24 protein-coding genes are annotated in these 24,494 nt (G+C 47.4%); 5 read left to right on the top strand and 19 right to left on the bottom strand.

Going from position 1 to position 24,494, the window contains the following annotated elements; translation table 11 throughout:
* Positions 1-159: 159 nt before the first annotated feature.
* Both DWY55_RS06030 and DWY55_RS06035 read right to left on the bottom strand, forming a co-directional pair.
* A complete protein-coding gene (locus DWY55_RS06030; RefSeq protein WP_005823789.1) occupies positions 160-774 on the bottom strand; it encodes a response regulator transcription factor in 615 nt (204 codons plus the stop codon).
* Positions 764-1,468 carry a hemerythrin domain-containing protein gene (locus tag DWY55_RS06035; protein ID WP_008665531.1) on the bottom strand — a complete coding sequence of 235 codons (705 nt, stop codon included), beginning with the start codon at positions 1,466-1,468 and terminating at the stop codon, positions 764-766. The genes DWY55_RS06030 and DWY55_RS06035 overlap by 11 nt, the downstream gene beginning before the upstream one ends.
* Positions 1,469-1,678: 210 nt before the next feature.
* On the opposite strand from DWY55_RS06035, the gene DWY55_RS06040 reads away from it, so the two are divergent.
* The 5 genes from DWY55_RS06040 (at position 1,679) to DWY55_RS06060 (ending at position 8,184) form a co-directional block, all read left to right on the top strand.
* On the top strand, positions 1,679-2,041 hold the full coding sequence (locus DWY55_RS06040; protein ID WP_005823785.1) for a BlaI/MecI/CopY family transcriptional regulator: 363 nt from the start codon (positions 1,679-1,681) through the stop codon (positions 2,039-2,041).
* Between the two features lie 29 nt (positions 2,042-2,070).
* The gene (locus DWY55_RS06045; RefSeq protein ID WP_022401728.1) at positions 2,071-3,936 is read left to right on the top strand and encodes a TlpA family protein disulfide reductase; all 1,866 of its coding nucleotides are present in this window, start codon (positions 2,071-2,073) and stop codon (positions 3,934-3,936) included.
* 43 nt (positions 3,937-3,979) lie between these two features.
* A complete protein-coding gene (locus tag DWY55_RS06050) occupies positions 3,980-6,061 on the top strand; it encodes a M56 family metallopeptidase (RefSeq protein WP_022401727.1) in 2,082 nt (693 codons plus the stop codon).
* A gap of 12 nt (positions 6,062-6,073) precedes the next feature.
* A complete protein-coding gene (locus DWY55_RS06055; protein WP_022401726.1) occupies positions 6,074-6,844 on the top strand; it encodes a TlpA family protein disulfide reductase in 771 nt (256 codons plus the stop codon).
* Positions 6,845-6,945: 101 nt separating this feature from the next.
* Complete coding sequence (locus DWY55_RS06060) at positions 6,946-8,184, top strand: carcinine hydrolase/isopenicillin-N N-acyltransferase family protein (RefSeq protein ID WP_022401725.1); 1,239 nt, start codon at positions 6,946-6,948, stop codon at positions 8,182-8,184.
* Here the strand turns inward: DWY55_RS06060 and miaA are convergent.
* From miaA to DWY55_RS06145, 17 genes are all read right to left on the bottom strand, one after another.
* Positions 8,160-9,065: a tRNA (adenosine(37)-N6)-dimethylallyltransferase MiaA gene (miaA, locus tag DWY55_RS06065; protein WP_005823716.1), complete on the bottom strand. Its 906-nt coding sequence runs from the start codon at positions 9,063-9,065 to the stop codon at positions 8,160-8,162. The genes DWY55_RS06060 and miaA overlap by 25 nt on opposite strands.
* A gap of 108 nt (positions 9,066-9,173) precedes the next feature.
* A complete protein-coding gene (locus DWY55_RS06070) occupies positions 9,174-9,728 on the bottom strand; it encodes an IS1096 element passenger TnpR family protein (protein ID WP_005823714.1) in 555 nt (184 codons plus the stop codon).
* Positions 9,729-9,776: 48 nt separating this feature from the next.
* Entirely contained in the window at positions 9,777-10,553 is a 777-nt protein-coding gene (gene lpxA / locus DWY55_RS06075) for an acyl-ACP--UDP-N-acetylglucosamine O-acyltransferase (protein ID WP_005823711.1), read from the bottom strand.
* A 137-nt stretch (positions 10,554-10,690) separates the two neighbouring features.
* Positions 10,691-12,076: a bifunctional UDP-3-O-[3-hydroxymyristoyl] N-acetylglucosamine deacetylase/3-hydroxyacyl-ACP dehydratase gene (locus DWY55_RS06080; protein ID WP_005823709.1), complete on the bottom strand. Its 1,386-nt coding sequence runs from the start codon at positions 12,074-12,076 to the stop codon at positions 10,691-10,693.
* 3 nt (positions 12,077-12,079) lie between these two features.
* Positions 12,080-13,120: a UDP-3-O-(3-hydroxymyristoyl)glucosamine N-acyltransferase gene (gene lpxD, locus DWY55_RS06085; protein ID WP_005823705.1), complete on the bottom strand. Its 1,041-nt coding sequence runs from the start codon at positions 13,118-13,120 to the stop codon at positions 12,080-12,082.
* An 84-nt stretch (positions 13,121-13,204) separates the two neighbouring features.
* Positions 13,205-14,431: an HD domain-containing protein gene (locus DWY55_RS06090; RefSeq protein ID WP_005835351.1), complete on the bottom strand. Its 1,227-nt coding sequence runs from the start codon at positions 14,429-14,431 to the stop codon at positions 13,205-13,207.
* A gap of 6 nt (positions 14,432-14,437) precedes the next feature.
* The gene (pyrF, locus tag DWY55_RS06095; protein WP_005823701.1) at positions 14,438-15,268 is read right to left on the bottom strand and encodes an orotidine-5'-phosphate decarboxylase; all 831 of its coding nucleotides are present in this window, start codon (positions 15,266-15,268) and stop codon (positions 14,438-14,440) included.
* Between the two features lie 34 nt (positions 15,269-15,302).
* The gene (gene prfA, locus DWY55_RS06100) at positions 15,303-16,415 is read right to left on the bottom strand and encodes a peptide chain release factor 1 (RefSeq protein ID WP_005823698.1); all 1,113 of its coding nucleotides are present in this window, start codon (positions 16,413-16,415) and stop codon (positions 15,303-15,305) included.
* Between the two features lie 4 nt (positions 16,416-16,419).
* Complete coding sequence (locus tag DWY55_RS06105; protein ID WP_005835357.1) at positions 16,420-17,589, bottom strand: AIR synthase-related protein; 1,170 nt, start codon at positions 17,587-17,589, stop codon at positions 16,420-16,422.
* Positions 17,590-17,701: 112 nt separating this feature from the next.
* On the bottom strand, positions 17,702-18,283 hold the full coding sequence (locus DWY55_RS06110; RefSeq protein WP_005835359.1) for a LemA family protein: 582 nt from the start codon (positions 18,281-18,283) through the stop codon (positions 17,702-17,704).
* A 171-nt stretch (positions 18,284-18,454) separates the two neighbouring features.
* Positions 18,455-19,363 (bottom strand): TPM domain-containing protein, encoded by a 909-nt coding sequence (locus DWY55_RS06115; protein ID WP_005823693.1) that lies wholly within the window; start codon positions 19,361-19,363, stop codon positions 18,455-18,457.
* Positions 19,364-19,403: 40 nt separating this feature from the next.
* The gene (locus DWY55_RS06120; protein ID WP_005823691.1) at positions 19,404-20,399 is read right to left on the bottom strand and encodes an alpha/beta hydrolase; all 996 of its coding nucleotides are present in this window, start codon (positions 20,397-20,399) and stop codon (positions 19,404-19,406) included.
* Entirely contained in the window at positions 20,399-21,145 is a 747-nt protein-coding gene (locus DWY55_RS06125; RefSeq protein ID WP_005823689.1) for a shikimate dehydrogenase family protein, read from the bottom strand. The genes DWY55_RS06120 and DWY55_RS06125 overlap by 1 nt, the downstream gene beginning before the upstream one ends.
* Positions 21,146-21,193: 48 nt before the next feature.
* Complete coding sequence (locus DWY55_RS06130; protein ID WP_117719871.1) at positions 21,194-21,748, bottom strand: hypothetical protein; 555 nt, start codon at positions 21,746-21,748, stop codon at positions 21,194-21,196.
* 31 nt (positions 21,749-21,779) lie between these two features.
* Entirely contained in the window at positions 21,780-22,517 is a 738-nt protein-coding gene (gene ubiE / locus DWY55_RS06135; protein ID WP_005823685.1) for a bifunctional demethylmenaquinone methyltransferase/2-methoxy-6-polyprenyl-1,4-benzoquinol methylase UbiE, read from the bottom strand.
* On the bottom strand, positions 22,518-23,459 hold the full coding sequence (locus DWY55_RS06140) for a phosphoribosylaminoimidazolesuccinocarboxamide synthase (protein WP_005823683.1): 942 nt from the start codon (positions 23,457-23,459) through the stop codon (positions 22,518-22,520).
* Positions 23,460-23,486: 27 nt separating this feature from the next.
* Positions 23,487-24,488 carry a PhoH family protein gene (locus tag DWY55_RS06145; protein ID WP_005823681.1) on the bottom strand — a complete coding sequence of 334 codons (1,002 nt, stop codon included), beginning with the start codon at positions 24,486-24,488 and terminating at the stop codon, positions 23,487-23,489.
* Positions 24,489-24,494 lie beyond the last annotated feature (6 nt).

Genomic DNA, 24,494 nt, shown 5'->3' on the forward strand with positions numbered 1-24,494 from the left:
GGGATGACATAGGGGATGAGCTTTGTCTTCAGGCACAAGATAAACCTTAATCAATAGGCAGAGGGCTTTTCCCGTATGGAGGAGCATACTTTTGCAAGGGATTCATCCGGTTTTTCCCTATAGGCCGCAGCGGGTAGGGAAACGGTTGCCGGAAGAATCTTATAGAGAGTCCTTGATGTCGCTCAATTCTACCAGCTTGTTGACAATAGCGTAGATGGTGAGCCCTGCCGGAGAATGTATCTGCAGTTTGCGTGCAATGTTACGGCGATGGGTAATGACGGTATGGATGGAGAGGTAGAGTTTGTCGGCGATGGCTTTGTTGGTCATGCCCTTCACAACGCAGGTGATGATTTCCTTTTCGCGCTGGCTCAGGGTTTCTTGTTCGCTGTCTTTTTCCTCTTCCTCCTCGGTGTGTAGCAAGTGGTTGATTTTGGAGGCGATGACATCTACGTCATCGCACATGGCGAAGTTCTCGTCATATTCCTTCAATATGTTGTTGTCGATGACGGAGCATACCATAGCAATGTACTTGATACCGGATTTTCCGTGTTCTGCCTTGAAGGCGGGCAGGTCGAACCAGCCACCGAAAGTGGGGTTGATGATGATAATGTCTGCCGGATGCATGTGAATGTAGTTCTGCAGCGATTCCGGAGAAGAAACCTCAATAGGGTGTGCATTCAAGTTGGGAATACGCTTCAAAACAGCCGTCAGGCCACTCCGGATGATGACCGAAGTTTCTGCAATGACAATCTTCAAAGAAGTATTATTGTTCATTTTTCAGTTTCCTTTCTATTTGCGCTACGGCGGGAACAAACATATAATCTTCTACCTGGCAGTGGGTGGCAAGGTCTTGTTCGCAGTTGAATATATCGAACAAGACCGCATTCAGGAGATTGTTGTTCTCCTTTTCCGGGTAGTATTTGATGATGATGTTCTTCAGCTCTTTCAGTTTGGTATCTATCTGATTATGTTTGCTGGCAAAAGTGGCGATGTTGTATTCATCCGATAGGTTGCCTTGGAGTAATTGCTCTACATAGGTGAATACGGCCTGGTTTTCATATTCCATGTGGCGGCGTACTTCCTTGGCATATTCATCGAAGAACTTCAGGATGAGGTAGGCTACATCGTTTGTACTGGAACAATCGATGGCTTCGATGAGTTTGCGGCGGATGGCCGGCAGGTTGAAGTCGAGGAAATATGTGTGGGCACGCTTCAGATAATCCATAAGGGCGGGAATGGAAAAATCACTTTCATTACCGCTGTAAGAGTATTGTTCTTCGCTGATAAAGTTGGCTACGGCGAGGAATGTAGGGCAATCGACGCCTTGTGCTTCGCAGACGTCCTTCACGCTCTTGTCTCCGAATCCTAATGACAGTCCGAAGCGGCTCATCACCATTAATAAGGAGTAATTGTCACAGATGAGGTCACTCATCTTGTCCGTGGAGCGGTACTTATGTTGCTCATTCATTGTATGTTATTGTTTTTAATTCTCTGATTCGTGCGCAAAGTAACGGCTTTTATCCGAGAACTGCAATCACTATTAGTAGGTATTTTGCTTGTCGGGAGACGGTTGGAGACTGGTGTTTGCCGAATAAACTAAAAGCTTTAGTTTTATTTAACGAGAGAAATTAGTTTTTGAACTAAATAATTTAGTTCTTTGCGGAAAACAAAGAATGTTATGAAAGGATTGACTGCAAAAGAAGAAGAAATCATGGGCTTTTTCTGGGAAAAGGGACCCTTGTTTGTGAAGGAAATGCTGGCATTCTATGAAGAGCCGAAACCACATTTCAATACTTTGTCCACCATTGTGAGAGGATTGGAGGATAAGGGATTCTTGAGCCATCATACGTACGGCAACACGTATCAGTATTATGCGGTGGTCAGCGAGGAGGATTTCCGCAAGCGGACACTGAAGAACGTTATCAGCAAATATTTCAATAATTCCTATCTCAGCGCAGTGTCGTCTCTGGTGAAGGAAGAGGATATATCCCTGGAAGAACTGAAGCAGTTGATACAAGACGTGGAAAAGGGAAGGGACTGAGATTGTTGAGACTCTAATAACTCTGGCTTATGAAAAACATCGGATTGGTTTGTTTGCTGCTGGTAAGTATTTGCTGCGGATTGCAGGCAAAGAAAATCGTAAAGGTACCCTATTTCATGGCATGCAATACGCGTAGCATTGAAGTGGAGCAAGTGACGCTTGGAAAAGATACGACCTGGCTGGCGGTGAGGCTTTATGGCATGCAGGGCGATAGGGTCAGGATTGATTCGACAGCTGTGTTGCGGGCATCCGGAAAGGATTACGGATATTTGGGAAATACCGGTTTTGCCAGGGATGAATGGACGCATATTCCCGCTTCCGGTGAAATGACTGCTGTTTTGAAGTTTAGTCCGCTTCCGATGGATACTGAGAGCTTTGATTTTGTAGAGACACCGGACAGTGATGAAGGATGGGTAATTTATGGTATACAGCTCAACGGAGAGAAACCTCGGGTGGATATTTCCGAACGTTTGCGGAATAAGAAACCGGATGAGGTTTTGCCATTGCCCGGACCGGAATTGAATATGGGAAAGACTGTCATAAAGGGGCAGATATTGGGGTATAAACCGGAGTATGGAGTGACGTTACGCTACTATGACTCGCCTTGGTTCTTCATGTATTTCACCGGTAAGGACTTGAAGATAGCGGAGGATGGCACGTTCCGTTATGAGACAGAGGTGCTGTTGCCGAGCGGTGCTACGCTGTGGATATCCCGTTCGAAAATAGAATTGTTTCTCGTTCCGGGTGGAGAACTGGATGTCACAATCAATCTGCCTGAAATATTCTATTCGCAAAGCCGTCTTTTAAGCCGGAAAAGGGATGGTGTAACGGACAACTGTGTTTGGTTTGAAGGAGACTATGCCGGTCTGAATACCGAGTTGCTGCGGTTCGGTGAAATGAAAAGCTTATCGGGAGCTGATGATTTTTATGCAGATATTTGTGGGATGACTCCGCAGGCATATAAAAAGTATCTGTTCAGGCATTATGAAGATATGCAAAAGAAACTTGTAAAAAACAAGGATATGAGCCAGGCTTGCCGTACTTATATCCGGGCAAATCTGGATATGAATCTGTTCAGCCTTATCTATAATTACAAGAGTAACCTTAGTTATGCCCCGATGCTTTCGGGCAGGAAGGGGGTGAAAAGGGCGGACATGACGGTGGACAGTACCTCATACTTCAAGGAAATACTGCAACTGGATATTCTGCATACCCCCGAACAGAAATATTACAATTATTATACGGACTTTGTGAAGACCGCTACCGGAAATTTCCGGGATAAGTTTGTGCAAGACCCTCTTTGGCCGGACATGCTTCTTGCCGGGCGTGCTTCCCGTAATCTGAGCAAGTACATGCCTTTGACTGAGGAAGAGCGTCGGACGGTGGACAGCATCGCTTCTCCCGACCTCAGGCAATTGTTCCTGATGAGAAACGGGAGGATTGAAGCCGAACTGAAATCAGAGTTGGAAGCTACTAAGGGAAAGACCGGATATAAGATTGTTGAGGTGGAAAAGGAGGTAGCGGCAGACAGTTTGTTGCAGGTCATTACTCGTCCTTATCGTGGCAAGATGGTACTGGTGGATATGTGGAACACCTGGTGTGGTCCTTGTATGCGGGCCATGAAAAGCCTGAAACCGTTGAAAGAGGAGCTGAAAGAGGTGGTTTATCTATATATTGTCGACGAAACATCTCCTGAAGGAAAATGGAAAGTAATGATACCGGATATACCCGGTATTCACTGTCGCATTAGCAATGAGCAAAGTACGGCATTGGCAAAGCTGTACGAATATCCGGGTATCCCGACCTATTTCGTCGTGAACCGTGAAGGAGATATTTCCTACAAAGCAACCGGATTTCCCGGAGTGGAGATGCTACGGAATGAACTGACCAAGTAACTGTAAATAGTAAATCGTAAATCCCTAAATAGTAAATAATTCCATGGGTCTGTTTTTTGTTTATATACTCAAATCTTCTGTTTGCCTGGCGATATTCTATTTGTTTTATCGCTTGTTGCTGGCGCGCGAGACGTTTCATCGTTTCAACCGTTTTTCATTGTTGGGCATTTTGCTGTTGTCCTGCCTATTGCCTTTGGTAGAGGTAAGTGTGAAGCAGGAGACGGAAGTGCACCAGACGATGCTGACATTGGAGCAGTTGCTGATGATGGCAGATGCAGTGAATGCCACTGAGGCCGGAGCAAGGGCTGAAACGGCAACAGTCACCTGGATACAAGTGGCGCTGCTTGTCTATCTGGCAGGAATCGTTTTCTTTGCCTTCCGCAACGTATATTCGTTGGTACGGTTACTGATGTTGCTGAAATCGGGTAAAAAAGAGGATATTGGCAGCTACTTACCGGGCAGGAAAGAGCGCGTTACTTTGATTGTACACAACTGTGACATCGCTCCGTTCAGTTGGATGGGATATATTGTCATTTCACGGAAAGACTTGGAGGAGAACGGACGGGAAATCCTTATCCACGAGCTTGCCCATATCCATAACCGCCATTCCTGGGACTTGCTGGTGGCTGATGTCTGCATTTTCTTTCAGTGGTTCAATCCGGCATCATGGCTCCTGAAGCAGGAATTGCAGAATATCCATGAGTTTGAAGCGGATGAAATGGTGATAAAGGAGGGTGTGGATGCAAAACTGTATCAACTATTATTAATAAAAAAAGCTGTCGGCACAAGGCTCTACTCTATGGCCAACAGCTTTAATCACAGTAAACTTAAAAAACGTATCACTATGATGTTAAAAGAAAAATCAAGCCCGTGGGCACGTTTGAAGTATCTTTATGTACTTCCGGTAGCTGCCATTGCAGTGACAGCTTTTGCCCGTCCCGAAGTCTCCGATAAAGTGGAGAAGATTTCAAGCGTCAAAGTTAACGATTTGGCTGCAATTGTAGAAACAAAAGTGGTGGAAAGTGCAGGTGACACTACGAAGCCTGCCGATGTGAAGTATGTACCGGCGGAAGTCCGCAAGCAGTTGAAGGGAACTCCGGTCTTCGAGGTGGCAGAGGAGATGCCGGAATTTCCCGGCGGCGGAATGAGTGCTTTCATGGATTATATCAAGACGAATATGCGTTATCCGGCATCTGCCAAAGAGAACGGTACGCAGGGACGGGTCACTGTCCAGTTTGTGGTGGATGAAGATGGAAGCATCAAGGACTCCAAGGTGCTCCGTTCTGTGGATAAGGATATGGATGCCGAGGCGCTGCGATTGATAAACACTATGCCGAAGTGGAAGCCGGGGAGACAGAAGGGGCAGCCGGTGGCTGTGAAATTTACGGTGCCGGTGATGTTCAGGCTGGACGACGACAAACTTGAAAAAACTTCTTCTGCCAATGGTATTACAGTTGAAGGATATGCGGGTAATGGGAAAGAGCCATTGTATATTGTGGATGGAAAAGAGGTGACGCCATCTGTCATGAGTGCATTGAATCCTGATAAGATAGAACGTGTAACGGTTTTGAAAGATAAATCTGCCACGGATTTATATGGAGAAGAGGGACAGAATGGCGTTGTTCTGATAACCCTGAAACAAGGAACTCCGGGTATGGTTATCCGCCGGGGTAATGAGGTGGCAGAGAATGCTAAAGTACAGCATAAGAGTAGTCTTGATTTAATAAAGACTGTCTATATTGATGGAGAAAAGGTTGACTTGGGTACTAAAACTATCGATGATTTAATACCTGCCGAGAATATTGAGGGTATTGAGGTGAAGAAAGAGGCAGGTGGAAAAGGTGAGATTTACATCACTACTAAAAAAACTAAAGCTGTAGAAAAGACCATTGCCAAAGGCAATATGAAAGTGGAAGGCAAAGTGGTGGATGAGCAGGGTGAGCCTGTTATCGGTGCGGCTGTTCTGATAGAAGGTACCACTACGGGAAGCGTTACCGATGTCAATGGCAATTTTGTCCTTTCTGTACCTTCTAAGGATGCTGTATTGGTTGTTTCGTATATAGGCATGGCTACCGGCAAAGTGAAGGTGCAGCCCAAGCTTACGATTACGCTGAAAAGTGAATAGTCTCTAACAACTATGATAAGGAAAATTCTCTCTTTGTTTCTGATTCTGGTAGCTGTGGGGGCAGGGCTTTGCTCTGCCCAGACAGCCGGTAAGAAATATTATTTGGTGGGCGGGCTTTTCTTCGAAGGCATGCCGCCTGGTGTGGGTTCGGACAACGTGGCGGCTTTCATAATACATGAGGACGGCGCGAGACACGAGGTTACGGAACTCCGCTTGCGCAAGGGCATTGTGCTGTCTGAGGAGGTGAGAGAATATGCTACTCCTGCCGACGAGGTGCCTGGTGCGGAAGCTTTCTTGATGAGTTACCGTGGAGGAACGGGGAAGAAGTTGCCGATAGGCGGTGCCGTACAGACTTTGAAGAAGGAAGAATGGATAGGAAAGGCTTTTCCGGAATTCAAAGTGAAAGACACAGAAGGACAGGAATGGAGCAAGGCCGATGTGACGGGACGTCCTATGGTCTTGAACTTCTGGTATACCGGCTGTGGTCCTTGTATCCGTGAAATGTCGGAGCTGAACAAATGGATAGAAGTCTATCCTGATGTAACCTATCTTGCTACGACTTTTGACAGTGCTGTACAAATAAAGAAAATTGTAGAGAGCCGTCCTTTCCTCTTTACCCAGATAGCCGATGACTTGTTTTTCTTCGAGACCTTTCATGTGAGTGGTATGCCGGTCACTATACTGGTGGATAAGAAAGGCATTATCCGTCATATAGAACAAGGTACTGGAACTGCGAAACTTCGGTATATGCAGGATAAGTTGCAGAAACTTGTCAGCGAATAATTCTTTCCTGATGAATAGGGGATAAGGATTTCAGAGGATTTCTTTTGCCCTTTCACAGATTATCATACCTTTGCGAATATAAATCTAAGGAAGGCAAGGTTATGATAAAACATCTTTTTTTAATATGGGGACTGCTTGCGGCACTCACTGCTGAGCCGGTTCTGGCTTGTACATCTGCCGTCGTTTCTGGAAAGGTTACTCCTGACGGCCGTCCGTTGCTATGGAAAAACCGTGATACGGACTATCTGCGAAATCATGTTGCTTATATAAAAGGGGAGAAGTATAACTTCATTGCCGATGTGAATAGTGCTAACTTTCCTGCCTTGAAAGAGGCATGGATGGGTACAAACTCCGTTGGTTTTGCCTTGATGAACACCCAATCCTACAATCTGGTGGAAGTGAAAGATGGGGAAGAACGGGGGGCAGCCAACGGGAGGATTATCTACCGTGCCTTGGAGGTTTGTGCCACGGTGGAGGATTTCTGCCATTTCCTCGATACCATTTCCAAGCCCAGCTTGATAGAGGCCAATTTTGGCGTAATCGACGCTCAAGGCGCTGCCGCCATGTTTGAGGTGGATTATTATAAATATACGATGTATGATGCCAATAATCCCAAAGATGCTCCTTACGGCTACATTGCCCGTACCAACTTCTCTTTTGCCGGTGAAGCAAATCGGGGGGCAGGTTATGTACGCTATATGGAGGCAGACAGGGTACTGATGAGGGCTTCTGCAACGGGAGGGATCACACCGCAGGGTATATTTAATGATCTTTCACGTTCGTTTCGCAACGGCATGCTTGATATTGATTTGAAGAACGGGAAATTTAATCGCCCGCAAGGTTCCGGTTGGTTTGTCGACCAGGATTTTATTCCCCGTAACAGCACTTCTTGTTCCATTGTGGTGCAGGGCGTAAAACCGGGTGAGAAGGCGGAACTTACTACGATGTGGACAATGCTGGGATATCCTCCTACGGGTATTGCCGTGCCGCTTTGGGTGAAGGATGCGGATAGACTTCTGCCTCCGATGGTATGTTGGGACAAGGCGTGTGCCGCCGCTCCGCTCAGTGATTGGTCACTCCGGCTTTCCAACAATGTCTTTTGTTATAATCAGGGGATGGGAACCAATCGTTATCTGAATTGGGAAAAACTGTACAATATGGAGAATAATGGCTATATGCAGCAGCTTGTTACGGTAGAGGCAGAGGTGTTTCGCCGTACATGCCTATTGTTGGACAGCTGGAGACAGCAAGGAAGCATTGATTCTCAAGAAATGCAGAAGCTTTATCAAGATGTGGAAGCACTTGTCCGAAAGGCTTATACGCCTTTGATGGAACAATGACAGTATTCCAGTATTTCCCCTTCCTGCTCCGGGTGGAACCAGTGGATTTCCTCGTCCCGTTTGAACCAGGTCATTTGCTTACGGGAATAGATGCGTGAGTTCTGCTTTATCTTTTCGATGGCAAAGGGTAATGTCCATTCACCATCCAGGTACTTGAATATTTCTTTGTAGCCTACTGTATTTAGGGAATTTAGACTTTTATGCGGGTAGACCATGCGCGCTTCTTCCACTAAACCCTCTTCCACCATTTGGTCCACCCGGCAGTTGATGCGTTCATAAAGCTCTTCCCGGTTACGTGTTAATCCTATTTTGATGATACGGAAGGGGCGTTCTTTCTTTTGTTGAGTGCGGAAGGAAGTGTAGGCCTTTCCCGTCATGTAGCAGATTTCCAAAGCATGGACTACGCGTTTGGGATTCTTCAAATCTACTATTTTGTAATATTCCGGATCCAACAGCTTAAGTTCCGCACAAAGTCTTTCCAGACCTTCTGTTTCGTATTTGTGCAGCATGAGCTGGCGTGTATCGGCATCTACGGTCGGAATGTCGTCAATTCCTTTACAGACTGCATCTACATACATCATTGAGCCTCCGGTCAGCAGTACGGTGTTATGCTTTGTAAACAGGTCTTCCAGCAGCTTCATCACTTCCGCTTCGTATTGGGCGGCACTGTAATAGTCTGTCAGCTTCAGGGTACCGACGAAGTGATGCTGTACCCGTTGCAGTTGCTCCGGTGTAGGGGCAGCCGTGCCTATCTTTAAATCTGCATAGAGTTGTCTCGAATCGGCCGAGACGATACAAGTATGGAAATGTTCTGCCAATCGGAGGCTGAGCTCTGTTTTGCCTACTCCGGTGGGACCGATAAGTACGATTAGGGTGTGCATGCGGGTAAAAAAATAGGCACGGATTACGCGGATTACACGGAATATTCAATAACAACCGTGTGTTTCCGTGTAATCCGTGCCTAAAAGAAATCTGTATGGTATGTCTGTTTAATATTTCTCTTCTTCAAAGGAGTTTCCGGCTTCGTCCAAACCGCCGAAACCCTCTTTGTCGAAATCTTCCATATCGAAGTCCTGGTCGCCGTAAAAGTTTTCGTCCAAATCAAGGGAACCGCCAGCAGCTGCCATCTCTTCAAAATCAATGGTCTGCTTGGGAGCTTCACCTGCTTTCTTGGTGCATTTGGCTCCTTTCATTTCCTTTCCGGTAATGATTTCAGAAAGCTCGATGAAGAAGCAGCGCTCAGTCATATAATCGAATACATAGAGAAGTTTCTGCTTCTCGTCTTCAACCAGTTCGCTCAACTGGGTCTCTTTCATCACCCAACTGTCCATTTCCGGATTGTCATCCATTTCTTCCAGCGTAATTTCTTTCTCTTTCTCCCAGTCATCATCGCAAATGAAGAAAGAAGTCATCTGGTCGTTAGTGTAGCCTGCCGACTTTAGAATCGCTTCATGGAAGTCATAAAAGGTAGCTTCCGGGTCTATCTGTATTTCTCTGACAAAATCGTCCACCTCATCAGAGATGATTGTAAATCTGTAGATCATGATGATTTATAATTTATGATTTCTGACTTTGTGTAAATCATACGTTTTTCATTTTCCTGCGGGGATAATGCCGCGGGCTGATTCACGTATAAAGTTTACGATATAGCTTATTTCCGGTGTCATTTCCATTTCATCCTCGATTTTCTTCAAGGCATCCGTATTGTTCAGACCGCCTTGATAGATAATACGATAGGCATCATGGATTTTCTCAATGGTCTCGTTGGAGAAGCCACGGCGGCGTAACCCTACCACATTGATTCCCGCATAGCAGATAGGCTCGCGTCCGGCAATGATGTACGGCGGGATGTCCTTGCTGAAACGGCAGCCGCCTTGTATCATTCCATAACCGCCCACATGGCAGAATTGGTGCATCAGTACATTGGCACTGATGATGGAATAATCGTCGATGACAATTTCACCCGCCATTTTTGTAGAGTTGCCAATGATACAGCTGTTGCCTATCAGAGCATCGTGGGCCACGTGTACACTTTCCATCAGGAGATTGTTGTTGCCGACGATGGTTCTGCCTTTGGCAGCTGTACCGCGGTTGACAGTTACGTTTTCACGTATGATATTGTTGTCTCCGATTTCAGCAGTGCTTTCCTCCCCTCTGAACTTTAAATCCTGGGGAATGGCACCGATAACGGCTCCCGGGAAAATGGTGTTTCCATTGCCGATGCGTGCACCGTACAGAATGTTGACATTTGCCATAATCTTGTTGTTATCACCGATTACCACATTCTTGTCAATGAAAACAAAAGGAGCAATCTCTACGTTTTCCCCGATTTTGGCTTCGGGATGAATATACGCTAAGGGACTTATCATATTATTTACGATTTAGCTATTTACGATTTACGATTGAGAATACTTGCGATTTACTGTATATACGATTTTATCCGAATGTGATAATTCTCACGAGTAATTTGAATCGTAAATCGTAAATAGTCTAATCGTAAATTTTATTATTTGTTCTTAACTATTTGCGCCATAAACTCTGCTTCGCAGACAACTTTTTCGCCTACAAACACATAGCCTTTCATGGTAGAGATGCCGCGGCGTATGGGGGCCATCAGCTCTACACGGAAGATGAGGGTATCTCCAGGTACCACTTTTTGGCGGAATTTCACACCGTCAATCTTCATGAAGTAGGTGGAGTAACGTTCCGGTTCATCCACTGAATTCAGTACAAGCAAACCTCCCGTCTGTGCCATTGCCTCTATCTGCAACACACCGGGCATTACGGGTTCCTGCGGGAAGTGTCCTTGAAAGAAAGGTTCGTTGGAAGTTACGTTCTTGACACCTACAATGTAGTTGGCACCTATTTCTATGACTTTGTCCACCAATTGCATCGGGTAACGGTGAGGCAGAAGTTCGCGGATGCGGTTTACATCCATAATCGGTTCGCGGTTGCAGTCGTAGGTAGGGGCTTGTATTTCGTGCAAACGGATTTCCTTGCGCATCTGGCGGGCGAACTTATTGTTGATAGTGTGTCCCGGGCGGGTAGCGATGATACGGCCCTTGATGGGCTTGCCTATCAAGGCCAGGTCACCGATGACATCAAGTAACTTGTGGCGGGCGCATTCATTGGGCCACACCAAAGGTTTGTGGTTGATATATCCCAATTGTTTGGCGTCCATATGAGGAACACCCATCACGTCGGCCAGCTTGTCATAGTTCTCCTGGGACATTTCGCGTTCGTAAATAACAATCGCATTGTCAAGGTCGCCGCCCTTGATAAGACCGGCTTGCAGCAACGGCTCAATTTCGCGTACAAACACGAAAGTACGGCTTGCGGCGATTTCATCCTTGAACTTCGTCATGTCCTCCAGCGTTGCAAACTGGTTGGGGAGGATGTTGGAATCGTATGATACCAATACATTCAAGCTGAAGTTCTCGTCCGGCAACACGATGATGGAAGAGCCGGTTGTTTCGTCACGGAATTCAATTTTGGACTTGATGATATAGAAATCTTTTACGGCATTTTGTTCTACAGTGCCTACGCGCTCTATTTCGTTGACATAATATTGGGCGCTTCCGTCCAGAATGGGAAATTCCGGTCCGTTTACCTGTATCAAGCAGTTATCGATACCCAATGCATAGAGGGCTGCCATACCATGCTCCACTGTGCTCACCTTTACTCCGTTTTTGGAGATTACAGTTCCACGGGTAGTTTCGGATACGTTGTCTGCAACGGCATCGAAGGTAGGCTGTCCTTCCAAGTCGATACGTTGGATTTTGTATCCATGGTTATCCGGAGCAGGATTGAAAGTAACGGTTAGGTCAAGTCCCGTATGAAGACCTTTTCCACTAAGCGAAAAGCTATCTTTTAGAGTCTTTTGTTTTAACATTGGTTACTTATTTAATAGTTGTTTAAGTTCATTCAATTCTTTGCGGAGCTGGCGCAGTTCCACTTGCATTTCCGGCAAACTTCTTTGTGCGATGGATGCCTTGAAATATTGTTTCAGCTCCATAGGAGGGGTACCGATAAGTTGGCTACCGTCCTTTATGCTACTGGGAACACCAGACTGTGCGCCAAGGTTCACTTTGTTGCCAATATGAATATGACCTGCAATGCCTACCTGCCCGCCGAACATGCACCATTCTCCTATCTTGGTAGAACCTGCTACACCTACTTGCGCCGCCATTACGGTGTGGGAGCCTATTTCATCATTGTGTGCCACCTGAATCAAATTATCCAGTTTCACACCGCTATGTACGATGGTGGCTCCCATAGTAGCACGGTCCACACACGTGTTGGCACCGATTTCCACATGGTCTTCCAGGATAGTGATACCTATTTGCGGTATTTTTTCATAGCCCTCGGAAGTGGGGGCGAAGCCGAAACCGTCTGCACCGATAACGCAACCGGAGTGCAGGATGCAGTGGTTTCCTACCCGGCAATCGTGGTAGATGGTGGAGTTAGCGTAAATAATACAGTCATTGCCCACTTTGGCACCGCTGCCAATCGTGACGTGCGGATGAATGACCGTATTGTCTCCCACCTCTGCGTATTCGCCAATGCAGGCAAAAGGCGCAATGTAAACATCCTTGCCAATTTTAGCTGTCTCGGCAACAAAGGCCAGAGAGTCAATTCCCACCCGCTTTGGCTTGCTTTGCTCATAAAGATTTAGCAATTTAGCAAGACTTTCATACGCATTGTCCACTTTAATCAGGGTGGCTTTCACTTCTTGTTCCGGAACAAAGTCCTTGTTTACCAGAACAATGCTTGATTGGGTTTCGTATATGTAGGGGGTATATTTGGGGTTGGATAGAAAGGAGATGGCTCCCGGTATTCCCTCTTCGATTTTCGCAAAGGTGTGAACGGTAGCATTCTCGTCTCCAACAATTTCTCCTTGGATAAATGTTGCAATTTGTTTAGCAGAGAACTCCATGTCTTATTCTTGTTAGATGGTTTCAAAACGCAAATAACGGACTTTTTTTTTATATTTCCTTGTCCTGAGGTGAATATTTTATACTTATCTATGCAAACGTTGGTAGCATAAGTAGTACTTTTTTACTTTCTTGGACAGAAGAGAGATATTGAGCATATCCGATGCTTCGGCAATATTCTTGATGCTGCCGTCGTTGTAGAGGATGTCAATACTGTCATCTGCCTCGTCGTACATATTCTTCTCGATGCTGGGGGTAGAGATGAAATATCTCGCTTCGGAGAGAGGGATGTTCAGTTGTTCACTGATTTGCAAAGTTAGTTCTTTTTTCCGTTCCTCACTAATAGGTTCGGTAGAAATCTCGACTTTGAAGATGTTTCGGTTAATCATGCCGGCGCTCAGGGTGGACAAAACCTTGTCCGAATGGCGGCTCCATACCTTGAGGGCAGTCCAGATGTCATTATCGTCCAACTGAATGAAATTCTCCAAACATTCGGGATTGTTGTAGAATGCCTCCCGGCTGATGTCGTTGTATAGAAAGAATTTCAAGGCGGGTGAGGCAAAGAGGTCTATGCCGCGGCTTGCCAGTTCCTTGGCGCGGAGCAGGGTGCTAATCAGCATTTTCTCGTAGGCAACGGAGGTTTTGTGCAGATAGACTTGCCAGTACATCAGGCGGCGGGCGGTGAGGAAGTTCTCAATAGAATAGATGCCTTTGGACTCTACTACCAGGTGGTCATCCTTTACATCCAGCATCTTGATAATGCGGGCGGAGCCAATGTTGCCTTCGGTCACTCCGGTATAGAAGCTGTCGCGGCGCAGGTAGTCCAGGCGGTCCATATCCAGTTGCCCGCTTACCAGTTGGTGCAGGAAGCGCTTGGGGTATTCATCCTTGAAAATTTGAATGGCGAGTGTCAACTGTCCGTTCATTTCCTTGTTGATACGTTCCATCAGCATCAAGGAGATGTCTTCGTGGGAGACGCCCTGCACGATGGTATTTTCCAGTACGTGGGAGAAGGGGCCGTGGCCGATGTCGTGCATCAGGATAGCGGCTTCCACAGCTTCGGCTTCGCTGTCGAAGATAAAGTTTCCTTTGGTGGCAAGTTGCTGGATGGCCTCACTCATCAGGTAGAAGGCTCCCAAAGAGTGTTGGAACCGTGTATGCTGCGCACCGGGATATACGACAGAGGACAACCCCAGTTGCTTGATACGGTTTAGACGTTGCAAAAGAGGATGTCGTACAACATCGTACAACAACCCCTTTGGTATGTTGATGAACCCGAAGACAGGGTCGTTGATAATCTTTCTTTCGAACATTAAGCGTTAGTCGTTAATCACTTTTTTCAACTCTTCCGCCATCTGTGCCTGCACTTTTTGGGCTGCTTTTCGGCTGGCGGCGGCGAAGTTCTCTGTCTTGTCCACGTAGATGATGCCACGGCTGGAGTTGACAATCAGGCCGCAAGTCTTGTTCATGCCATACTTGCAGACTTCTTCCAGGGAGCCGCCTTGTGCGCCTACGCCGGGAACCAATAGGAAGTGTTCGGGAACAATCTTGCGGATATCTTCGAAGGCGCGGCCTTGTGTGGCGCCTACTACGTACATCATCTGTTCGTCACTGGCCCACTCCTGGGATTTGCGGAGCACTTTTTCGAAGAGGCGTTCGCCGTTGGTGTCTTCCGTCAGCTGGAAGTCGTGCGAGCCTTTGTTGCTGGTCAACGCAAGCAGGATTACCCATTTGCCTTCGTACGTAAGGAACGGGGTCACACTGTCTTCGCCCATGTAGGGAGCTACGGTTACGGAATCTATATCCAGCTCTTCGAAGAAGGTACGGGCATACATGGCAGAGGTGTTCCCGATGTCACCGCGTTTGGCGTCGGCGATGATGAATTGGTCGGGATAGTTCTGCTTGATGTAGTTTACGGTTTTCTCGAAAGCTATCCAGCCTTTCACGCCCATGCTCTCATAAAATGCCAGATTGGGCTTGTAGGCGATGCAGAGGTCGGCAGTAGCGTCGATGATGGCTTTGTTGAAAGCGAATATAGGGTCTTCCTCTTTCAGAAGATGTTCGGGTATTTTCTTGATGTCGGTGTCAAGACCTACGCAAAGGAATGACTTCTTGCGCTTGATGTTCTCGAATAATTGCTGTTTGTTCATATTATTTTTTAGTTACGGGTTACTTATCACTGCCTTACAGTTCGCTCTCTTTCAGTCTTTCTGCATTTTCCGCCACAATCAGGTGGTCGATGCAGTCTTGGATGTCTCCGTCCATGAAGGCGGCGAGATTGTAGATGGTGTAGTTGATGCGGTGGTCCGTGATGCGTCCTTGCGGATAGTTGTAGGTGCGTATCTTGGCGGAGCGGTCGCCAGTGCTGACCATCGTCTTACGCTTGGAGGCGATGTCGTCGATGTACTTCTGGTGTTCCTTGTCGTAGATGAAGGTACGCAAGCGCGAGAGGGCGCGTTCCTTGTTCTTGGGCTGGTCGCGCGTCTCGGTACATTCGATGAGGATTTCTTCGACTATGCCTGTGTTGGGATTCTTCCAGTTGTAGCGCAGGCGCACGCCGGATTCCACCTTGTTCACGTTCTGACCGCCGGCACCACCGCTTCGGAAGGTGTCCCACTTGATTTCACCTTCGTTGATAACTACGTCGAACTCTTCGGCTTCGGGAAGCACGGCTACGCTGGCAGCTGAGGTGTGTACCCGTCCTTGCGTTTCTGTGGCCGGTACGCGCTGCACGCGGTGCACGCCCGATTCATATTTCAGTGTGCCGTATACATTGTCGCCCGTCACGGAGCAGACAATTTCCTTGAAACCGCCGGCTGCACCTTCGTTGGCGCTGGATATCTCCATTCTCCATCCCTTGGATTCGCAGTACTTGGTGTACATGCGGAAGAGGTCGCCGGCAAAGATTGCCGCTTCGTCACCACCCGTGCCGCCACGAATTTCGAGGATGGCATTACGGCCATCCTGCGGGTCGGCGGGGACGAGCAGCAGCTTTATCTGCTCTTCCAGTTCCGGTTGGCGGGTTTGGCAGGCATCCAGCTCTTCGCGTGCCATTTCCCGCATTTCCTGGTCTGTTTCGTTGGCGATAATTTCTTTGGCTTCTTCTATGCCGCCCAGTACTTGCATGTACTCTTTGCGGGCATTCATCAGGTCGCCCAGTTCTTTATATTCTTTGGTGAGCTTGACGTAACGCTTCTGGTCCGCAATCACTGCCGGGTCTGTAATCAAGGTCGACACTTCTTCGAAGCGGGCGACAAGCCCTTCCAGCTTTTCGAGTATGGTATTGTTGTCTGCCATATATTTAATACTTGAACTCTCCGAATTCGCTCTTGATAATCAGTTCTTTCTTGTCGCTTTCTTCCACGCGGCCTACAATCTGTGCATCGATGTTGAAACTCTTCGAAATAGCAATCACCTCTTCTGCATGTTCGGGAGAGAGGTACACTTCCAGGCGATGCCCCATATTGAACACCTTGTACATTTCGCTCCAGTCCGTATCGCTCTGCTCCTTGATGGTCTTGAACAACGGTGGAACGGGGAAGAGATTGTCTTTGATGACACGGCAGTTGTCTCCCACAAAGTGCAGTACCTTGGTTTGTGCGCCGCCCGAGCAGTGTACCATACCGTGGATTTGGGGACGGAGCGCATCGAGCAGTTTCTTAACTACCGGTGCGTAGGTGCGGGTGGGGGAAAGTACCAGCTTTCCTGCATCCAGCGGACTGTCTTCGACACTGTCTGTCAGTTTTAGCTTGCCACTGTATACCAGTTCTTCGGGTACAGCCTTGTCATAGCTTTCAGGGTATTTCTCTGCCAGGTATTTGGAGAATACATCGTGGCGTGCGCTGGTCAGTCCGTTACTGCCCATACCGCCATTGTATTCTTTCTCATAAGTAGCCTTTCCGTAAGATGCCAGACCTACAATCACATCGCCCGGACGGATATTGGCATTGTCTATAACATCTGAGCGCTTCATGCGGCAGGTCACTGTCGAGTCTACGATAATGGTACGTACAAGGTCGCCCACATCGGCTGTTTCGCCACCGGTGGCATAAACGCCTACTCCCATTTCGCGGAGTTCGGCAAGCAGTTCATCCGTACCGTTGATGATGGCTGAGATTACTTCGCCGGGGATGAGCAGTTTATTACGTCCGATGGTAGAGGATACCAGAATGTTGTCTACCGCACCCACACAAAGCAGGTCGTCGATGTTCATAATCAGTGCATCTTGTGCAATGCCTTTCCACACACCCAGGTCGCCGGTTTCCTTCCAGTACATATAGGCAAGACTGGACTTGGTGCCTGCTCCATCGGCATGCATAATGTTGCAATACTCCGGGTCACCGCCCAAAATGTCGGGGATAATTTTGCAGAAAGCCTGCGGGAAAATACCTTTGTCGATATTCTTGATGGCGTTGTGCACATCTTCCTTTGATGCGCTGACGCCTCGCATCATGTATCGTTGATTACTCATGAGATAATAGGTTTGTTCAATTGAATGTGCAAAGATACATCTAATCTTCTACAACACAAAGCGAGGCACAAAGTTTCTCGCCTTTGTGCCTCGCTATAGAGTTGTGTATTTATCAGAATTGTACCTGGGGAGCTTGTTCCGCTCCTTCTGCCGCTTCGAAATAAGCTCGTTTCTCAAAACCGAAGAGACCGGCAAGGATATTCTTGGGGAAACGGCGAATGGCTGTATTGAAGTTCTTGGCTGCATTGTTGAAGTTGGTACGTGCTACGTTGATACGGTTTTCCGTACCTTCCAGCTGTGCCTGCAGTTCCAGGAAATTCTGATTTGCTTTCAAGTCCGGATAGTTTTCTGTGATGGCAAGCAATTTACCGAGGGCGGAAGTCACCGCACCTTGTGCTTTCTGATATTCAGCCAGCTTTTCCGGAGTAAGGTCTGCCGCATCCACTTTGATTTGAGTGGCTTTGCTGCGGGCTTCTACTACACCTTCCAGTGTTTCCTTCTCGTGCGTGGCATATCCTTTCACGGTATTCACCAAGTTCGGAATCAGGTCGGCACGGCGTTGGTATTGGGTTTCTACGTTCGACCATTGTCCGCTGACATTTTCGTCCATGGTTACGAGTCCGTTATAGCCGGTTACACCCCAAATGGCGAGAAGAGCTATAACAACGATAATGATAATGGTTGATTTCTTCATACTTTTCATTTTTAGGCCTCACCTCCGATTCCTCTCCGATAGAGAGAGGGGAGGAGGGGAAGGCAGTTATTAATCATTTAATTATATTCTATGTAAACGTTTTATTTTCTTCCAGTATCCTCGAAGGTGTGTCAAAACGGTTGATGGCACACAGATGACACATCCTCGGCGTTAGAACCGGGAACCGGCTCCACCGCCACCTCCCATACCGCCTCCGAAGCTACCACCGCTGAAGCCTCCTCCGCCACTTCCGCCGAAGAGACCTCCACCACCGAAGATGACCGGACCACCTCCGCCTCCTCCCCGGTAATTTTCATCGTATGACTGCTGGCGGCGCACTACTTTATGTCCGCAATTGCGGCAGGTGTAGGTCACATCTTCCGTTTTCACTCCATTGCGGCGTGAGATGAGTATGCTGCTGCTACGTTGCAATTTATGTTGTCCGCAGTTGGGGCATTTGTTGGCAGCGCGTTGGGCAAGGATGCCTATAATAGATGCCACTGCGAGGAAACCGATAAGCCCCAGTAGGATACCTCCTACGGAGAGGTCATCCTCCTCTTCCGTGTCATTCACCATAGTGCCGTCAAGACGTGAACAGACTGCCTTTACACCCGCTACCATTCCAGCATCCCAATTACCGTCTTTCAGATAGGGAATCATGTATTTGGTCTGTATACGTTTGCAGATGGCATCAGGAAGGTCCCCTTCTAAACCGTATCCCGTATAAAACTGGATGCAGCGTTGGTCGGTTACCAGCAGAATGACCAAACCGTTGTTTTTTTCTTTTTTCCCTACTCCCCATTCATTGAGCAGCTGGTGTGAGAAATCAAAACAGTCTTCTTGTCCGATGGACGGGACAACGGCAACTACCGTTTCAATGCCAGTTTGCTGCTCCAATGCATAGAGCATACGGTCTATATTGTCACATGCCTCCGTGGATAGGATTCCGGCTGGGTTGCACACATAGCGTGTCTTGTCCTGAAGGTGTACTTTAGGAATATTCTTAGTGGTGTAGACTTCTTGTGCCTGCAAGGATAAGAGCAGGCATAAGAAGAATGTTATGGAAATAAATCGTCTCATACTACCAATATTTGTTGCGGCGAAGATAGGTAAAATCACATCAATGTATGTATTTTCCTACGAATTTCTTTACATGTTCGGTGTATTCCTGCGGATAATCCTTGTAAGACATAGCATGCGTGGCACCGGGCACAATCCATAATTCTTTGGGTTCGGGCTTGGCTTCGTAGAGGGGATAGACCATCCACGTCGGCACAAAGGTGTCGGCATCGCCGTGGATGAAGAGCATCGGCAAAGTACATTTCTTTACTTGCTCCAAAGCAGAGGCTTCCAGGAAGTCCCATCCGTACTCTTGCCGGCAGAGCCAGTTTGCTGTATGCAGAAGAGGGAAGGCGGGCAGGTTGAACTGTGCTTTCAGTTCTCCGCGAAACTCGTCCCATACGCTTGTGTAGCCGCAGTCTTCTACGAAACACTTGATGAAAGGCTGTTGGTATTGACCATGCTCCACTTCGCCGGATACCATCATGGTGGTGGCGGCTCCCATGGAGATACCGTGCACTACCATCTCTGTGCTGCGGGATGCTACGCTGTCTGTATGGCGGCGCCCGAAGAGTTCGTCGGCGGTTTCGGTCCATTGCAGTACGTCAAGCCGGTCTTTCCAGCCCATCTGTGCATGGTTTCCCTCGCTCATCCCGTGCCCGTAGAGGTCGGGCAGCAAGATGTTGAAGTCCATCTCCTTGTTGTACAGATAGCCTATCATCAGCATGCGCACGGCATTATCTGTATATCCGTGTACGATGACTGCTGTTTTTGGGGTGGGGTGGGTGGCGGCAACGTAGAGTGCGTGTAGCGTCTCTCCATGGTCGTTCTCAATGTAGAAGTCCTTCAATGCTCCTACGGTCACCAAACTGTCTACCCACGGTTGCAGTTCGGGATATTGCTCGAACATGAAGTTGTAGGATTCGGCAATGTTGCGACTGCGTGTGATAAGGCCTTCGGGTTTCAGAGCATGCCCCAGCATATAGTACCCTCCGCACAGTACTACGGTGCAGAGGGCAGCCAGACCGAGAATCGAATATTTTATGGTTTTCTTCATTATTTATTCCAAATTTCCCATGCAGCAAAGGCTTGCAGCAGTAACATTTCCAGACCGTTCTTAGTGACGGCTCCTTGTGCCTGGCCTTTCTTCATGAAAAGGGTTTCGTTTGGATTATATAACAAATCATAGAGCAAATGGTTGGGAGTCAGTAGTTCGTAAGGAATATTGGGACAGAAATCCACTTTGGGATACATGCCTACTGGGGTACAGTTGACAATCACTGTGTACTCTTGCATGATTTCCGGTGTCAGTTCTTCGTATGTGAGGTATTTATCCTCTTTCTTGGCGCGTGATACGAAGGAACTTTTTATACCCAGGTTCTCCAGCCCGCGATATACGGCTTTCGATGCACCGCCGGTACCCAAAATCAGGGCTTTCTTGTGTTGTGGTTGCAAAAGTGGTTCTATGGATTGTGTAAATCCTATGATGTCGGAGTTGTAGCCAACCAGTTTCACTTTGCCTTTGGAAAGGCGGATAATCTTAATGACATTGACGGCGCCTATCTTGGCTGTGTCTTTGTCCAGTTCGTCCAGGTAGGGGATGACTTGCTCCTTGTAAGGGATAGTCACATTCAGTCCACAGAGGTTGGGATTTTCCTCGATAACTTCCATGAAATCCTCGATACGTGGAATTTCGAAATTTACATATTCTGCATCAATATTTTCTGCCTTGAATTTCTCATTGAAATATCCGATAGAAAAGGAATGTTTCAACGGGTAACCTATTAAACCGTATTTCTGCATAATATTTTAGTTATTGATTGAACTATATTCGTTTGTTTATGGAGTACATTATTGGTCGGAAGTAGTTGAGGAGGTGATTACCGGTTCTTTGATGATAACAAAACCTCCGAATTGCAATCCGTTATCTTTTCCGTTCAAACAGAACTTTCTGTCGAATACGGGTTTATTTTTTGATTTCCAGATCAGTTTGCTAGAGAAGGTGATGACGTCTTGAGTACCATCGTTCCAGTCTATTATCACTTTTTCGTTATCGAATGTATCGTCGCCATTGAATTCTCCAAAAGTGAGAAAGTATTTGCCAGTTTCAAATTTCATTGTTTGCAGACCGTTGAAGTGTGCAAGGTAAGCTTTGGTTTGGCTTATTGGAACGTCCTTTTCATATATTTTTCCATTATAGATTGCCTTGATTCCTTGCTTGGCAATGTTGCCGGGAGTTTCAGGATTCAACAAATCATTACCTTGAGCATCTTGTACTGCGATATGCAGTTTGATAGGAGCAAAATCCCATATCATATCATCACTTCCCGAATCATCGCAAGCTGTGAAACCGGCAACGCAAAGGAGGGTAATAAATAATAAATAGAGGGTGTGTGTAGCTTTCATAAGGTCTCTTTTTTATATAAGTTTCTTCTTTTTATTTAGTTGCCACATAAAGTGTACATATCCCGAAAGTCAGCCGCTTGAAGTGCACTTCGCTGAAGCCTGCCTTGCGGATTACCTCCTGCATCACTTCTCCCTGCGGGAAGGCGCGAATACTTTCCGGTAGATAGGTGTAGGCGCTGTTGTCTTTCGAAATACATTTACCGAGCAGGGGGATGACAACTTTGGAGTAGATGGTGAACAACTGTTTCATCGGGAAGCGGTCTGGTGTGGAGAGCTCTAGTATGACGAGATGTCCGCCGGTCTTTAGTACGCGGCACATCTCGGACAGTCCCTTGTCCAGCCCTTCGAAGTTGCGGATGCCGAACGCTACGGTCACGGCGTCGAAGCTTTCGTCGGCAAACGAGAGGGAGGTGCAGTCCTCCCGGACAAATGAAATCTTGTTCGAGAGGTGCGCCTGCTTTACTTTTTCACGTCCCACGTTCATCATGCCTTCCGAGATGTCGGTGCCAATCAGGCTATCGGGTTGCAGTTCGCGGCATGCAAGGATGGCGAAATCGCCGGTGCCGGTAGCTACGTCCATAATACGCCGGGGGCGGAAAGGACGTAGGTACTTGATTGCTTTCCTACGCCAGCTGCGGTCGATGCCCATGGATAGGGTGTGATTCAGCTTGTCGTAGGCAGGAGCGATGTTGTCGAACATTTCTTCCACTTGTTCGCTCTTCTTGCCGTCATTACCGTAGGGCTTGATGTGTTCTTGGGGATAGTCCATTTACTTTAAATATTCGGTTACATTCTTTTCAATGCGTTCGGCAATGTTGCTGGTATCTTCCTTTACAAACTTCTCGCCGGTGATGTGTTCGTACAGTTCGATGTAACGTTCGCTGATTGAAGTAACGATTTCGTCGGTCATTTCCGGTACTTGCTGTCCTTCCTTGCCTTGGAAGCCGTTGTCCATCAGCCATTCTCGTACAAACTCCTTGGAGAGTTGCTTTTGCGGTTCGCCGTTGGCAAAACGTTCTTCGTAGCCTTCGGAGTAGAAGTAGCGGCTGGAGTCGGGCGTATGGATTTCGTCCATCAGGTAAATCTTGCCGTCGTGCTTGCCGAATTCGTATTTGGTGTCTACCAGAATCAATCCGCGTTCCGCTGCAATCTCGGTACCGCGTTTGAAGAGGGCCATGGTGTATTGCTCCAATACGGCATATTCTTCGGGTGTGGCAAGACCTTGTGCCAGGATTTCTTCTTTGGAGATGTCGGCATCGTGTTCGCCAATCTCGGCTTTAGTGGTCGGGGTGATGATGGGTTCAGGGAATTTCTGGTTTTCCTTCATCCCTTCGGGCAACTTCACGCCGCAGATTTCACGTACACCGCTCTTGTAGGCACGCCATGCGCTGCCACAGAGGTAACCGCGTACAATCATTTCTACGGGGAATCCTTCACACATCACACCTACCGTCACCATCGGATCGGGTGTAGCCATTTTCCAGTTGGGGCAGATGTCGGTTGTGGCATCCAGGAATTTTGCTGCAATCTGGTTCAACATTTGTCCTTTGAAGGGAATACCTTTCGGCAATACTACGTCAAAGGCTGAGATGCGGTCGGTAGCTACCATGACCAACTTTTCACCATTGATGTTGTACACATCACGAACTTTTCCGTGGTACACGCTTTTCTGTCCGGGAAAGTTAAATTCAGTTGCTGTTAATGCTTTCATCTTTGTAATATTTACGATTTTGAGAATTTACTGTTTCTGTTCAATCTTACTATCGGCTTGTTCGGCTTTGCGTCGTTCACGTTCCGCTTTCGCTTCCTTGTCGAACTTCTCGTAGGCCTCCACAATCTGAGTTACCAACTTATGGCGTACGATGTCTTTCTTGTTCAGCTCCACGAAACTGATGCCTTTTACGCCTTTCAGAATCTTCAGTGCCTGCACCAGACCGGAAGTCTGGGAAGAAGGCAAGTCAATCTGCGTCATGTCTCCCGTGACAATCATCTTGGTGTTCATTCCCATGCGGGTGAGGAACATCTTGATTTGCTGGGTGGTCGTGTTCTGCGCTTCATCCAGAATGACGACGGCATCGTTCAGTGTGCGTCCGCGCATAAAGGCGAGGGGGGCAATCTGGATGATGTTCAGCTCCATATACTCTTTCAGCTTGGCGGCAGGTATCATGTCCTGCAGGGCGTCATAGAGTGGTTGCAGATACGGGTCTATCTTGTCCTTCATGTCGCCGGGCAGGAAACCGAGCTTTTCTCCGGCTTCTACGGCAGGGCGGCTGAGGATGATTTTCTTTATCTCCTTATTCTTTAGTGCCCGCACGGCAAGCGCGATGGCTGTATAGGTCTTTCCTGAACCGGCGGGACCGATGGCAAACAGCATGTCATTCTTGGCAAATGCCTCTACCAGCTTCAGCTGGTTCTCGCTGCGCGGGATAATCGGCTTTCCGGTTACGCTGAATACAATGACATTGCCCGATTTTTCCGCTTGCGGGGCATTGCCTTTGATGATGTCTATAATGACCTCTTCTTTCAAAGAGTTGTATTCGGCACAGTATTTCTCCAGCTTGGTAATGTTCTCCTCGAATGCACACATTTCCTCCTCATCACCCAATACTTTGATGACATTGCCGCGGGCAACGATGCGAAGCTTGGGATACAAGGCCTTTATCAGCTGCATGTTGGCGTTGTTTACGCCATAAAATATTACCGGGTCAATATCTTCAAGAACAATCAGTTTTTCTATCATTGATAT

Source organism: Bacteroides sp. AF25-38AC, from assembly GCF_003602995.1.
Lineage (GTDB): Bacteria > Bacteroidota > Bacteroidia > Bacteroidales > Bacteroidaceae > Bacteroides > Bacteroides uniformis.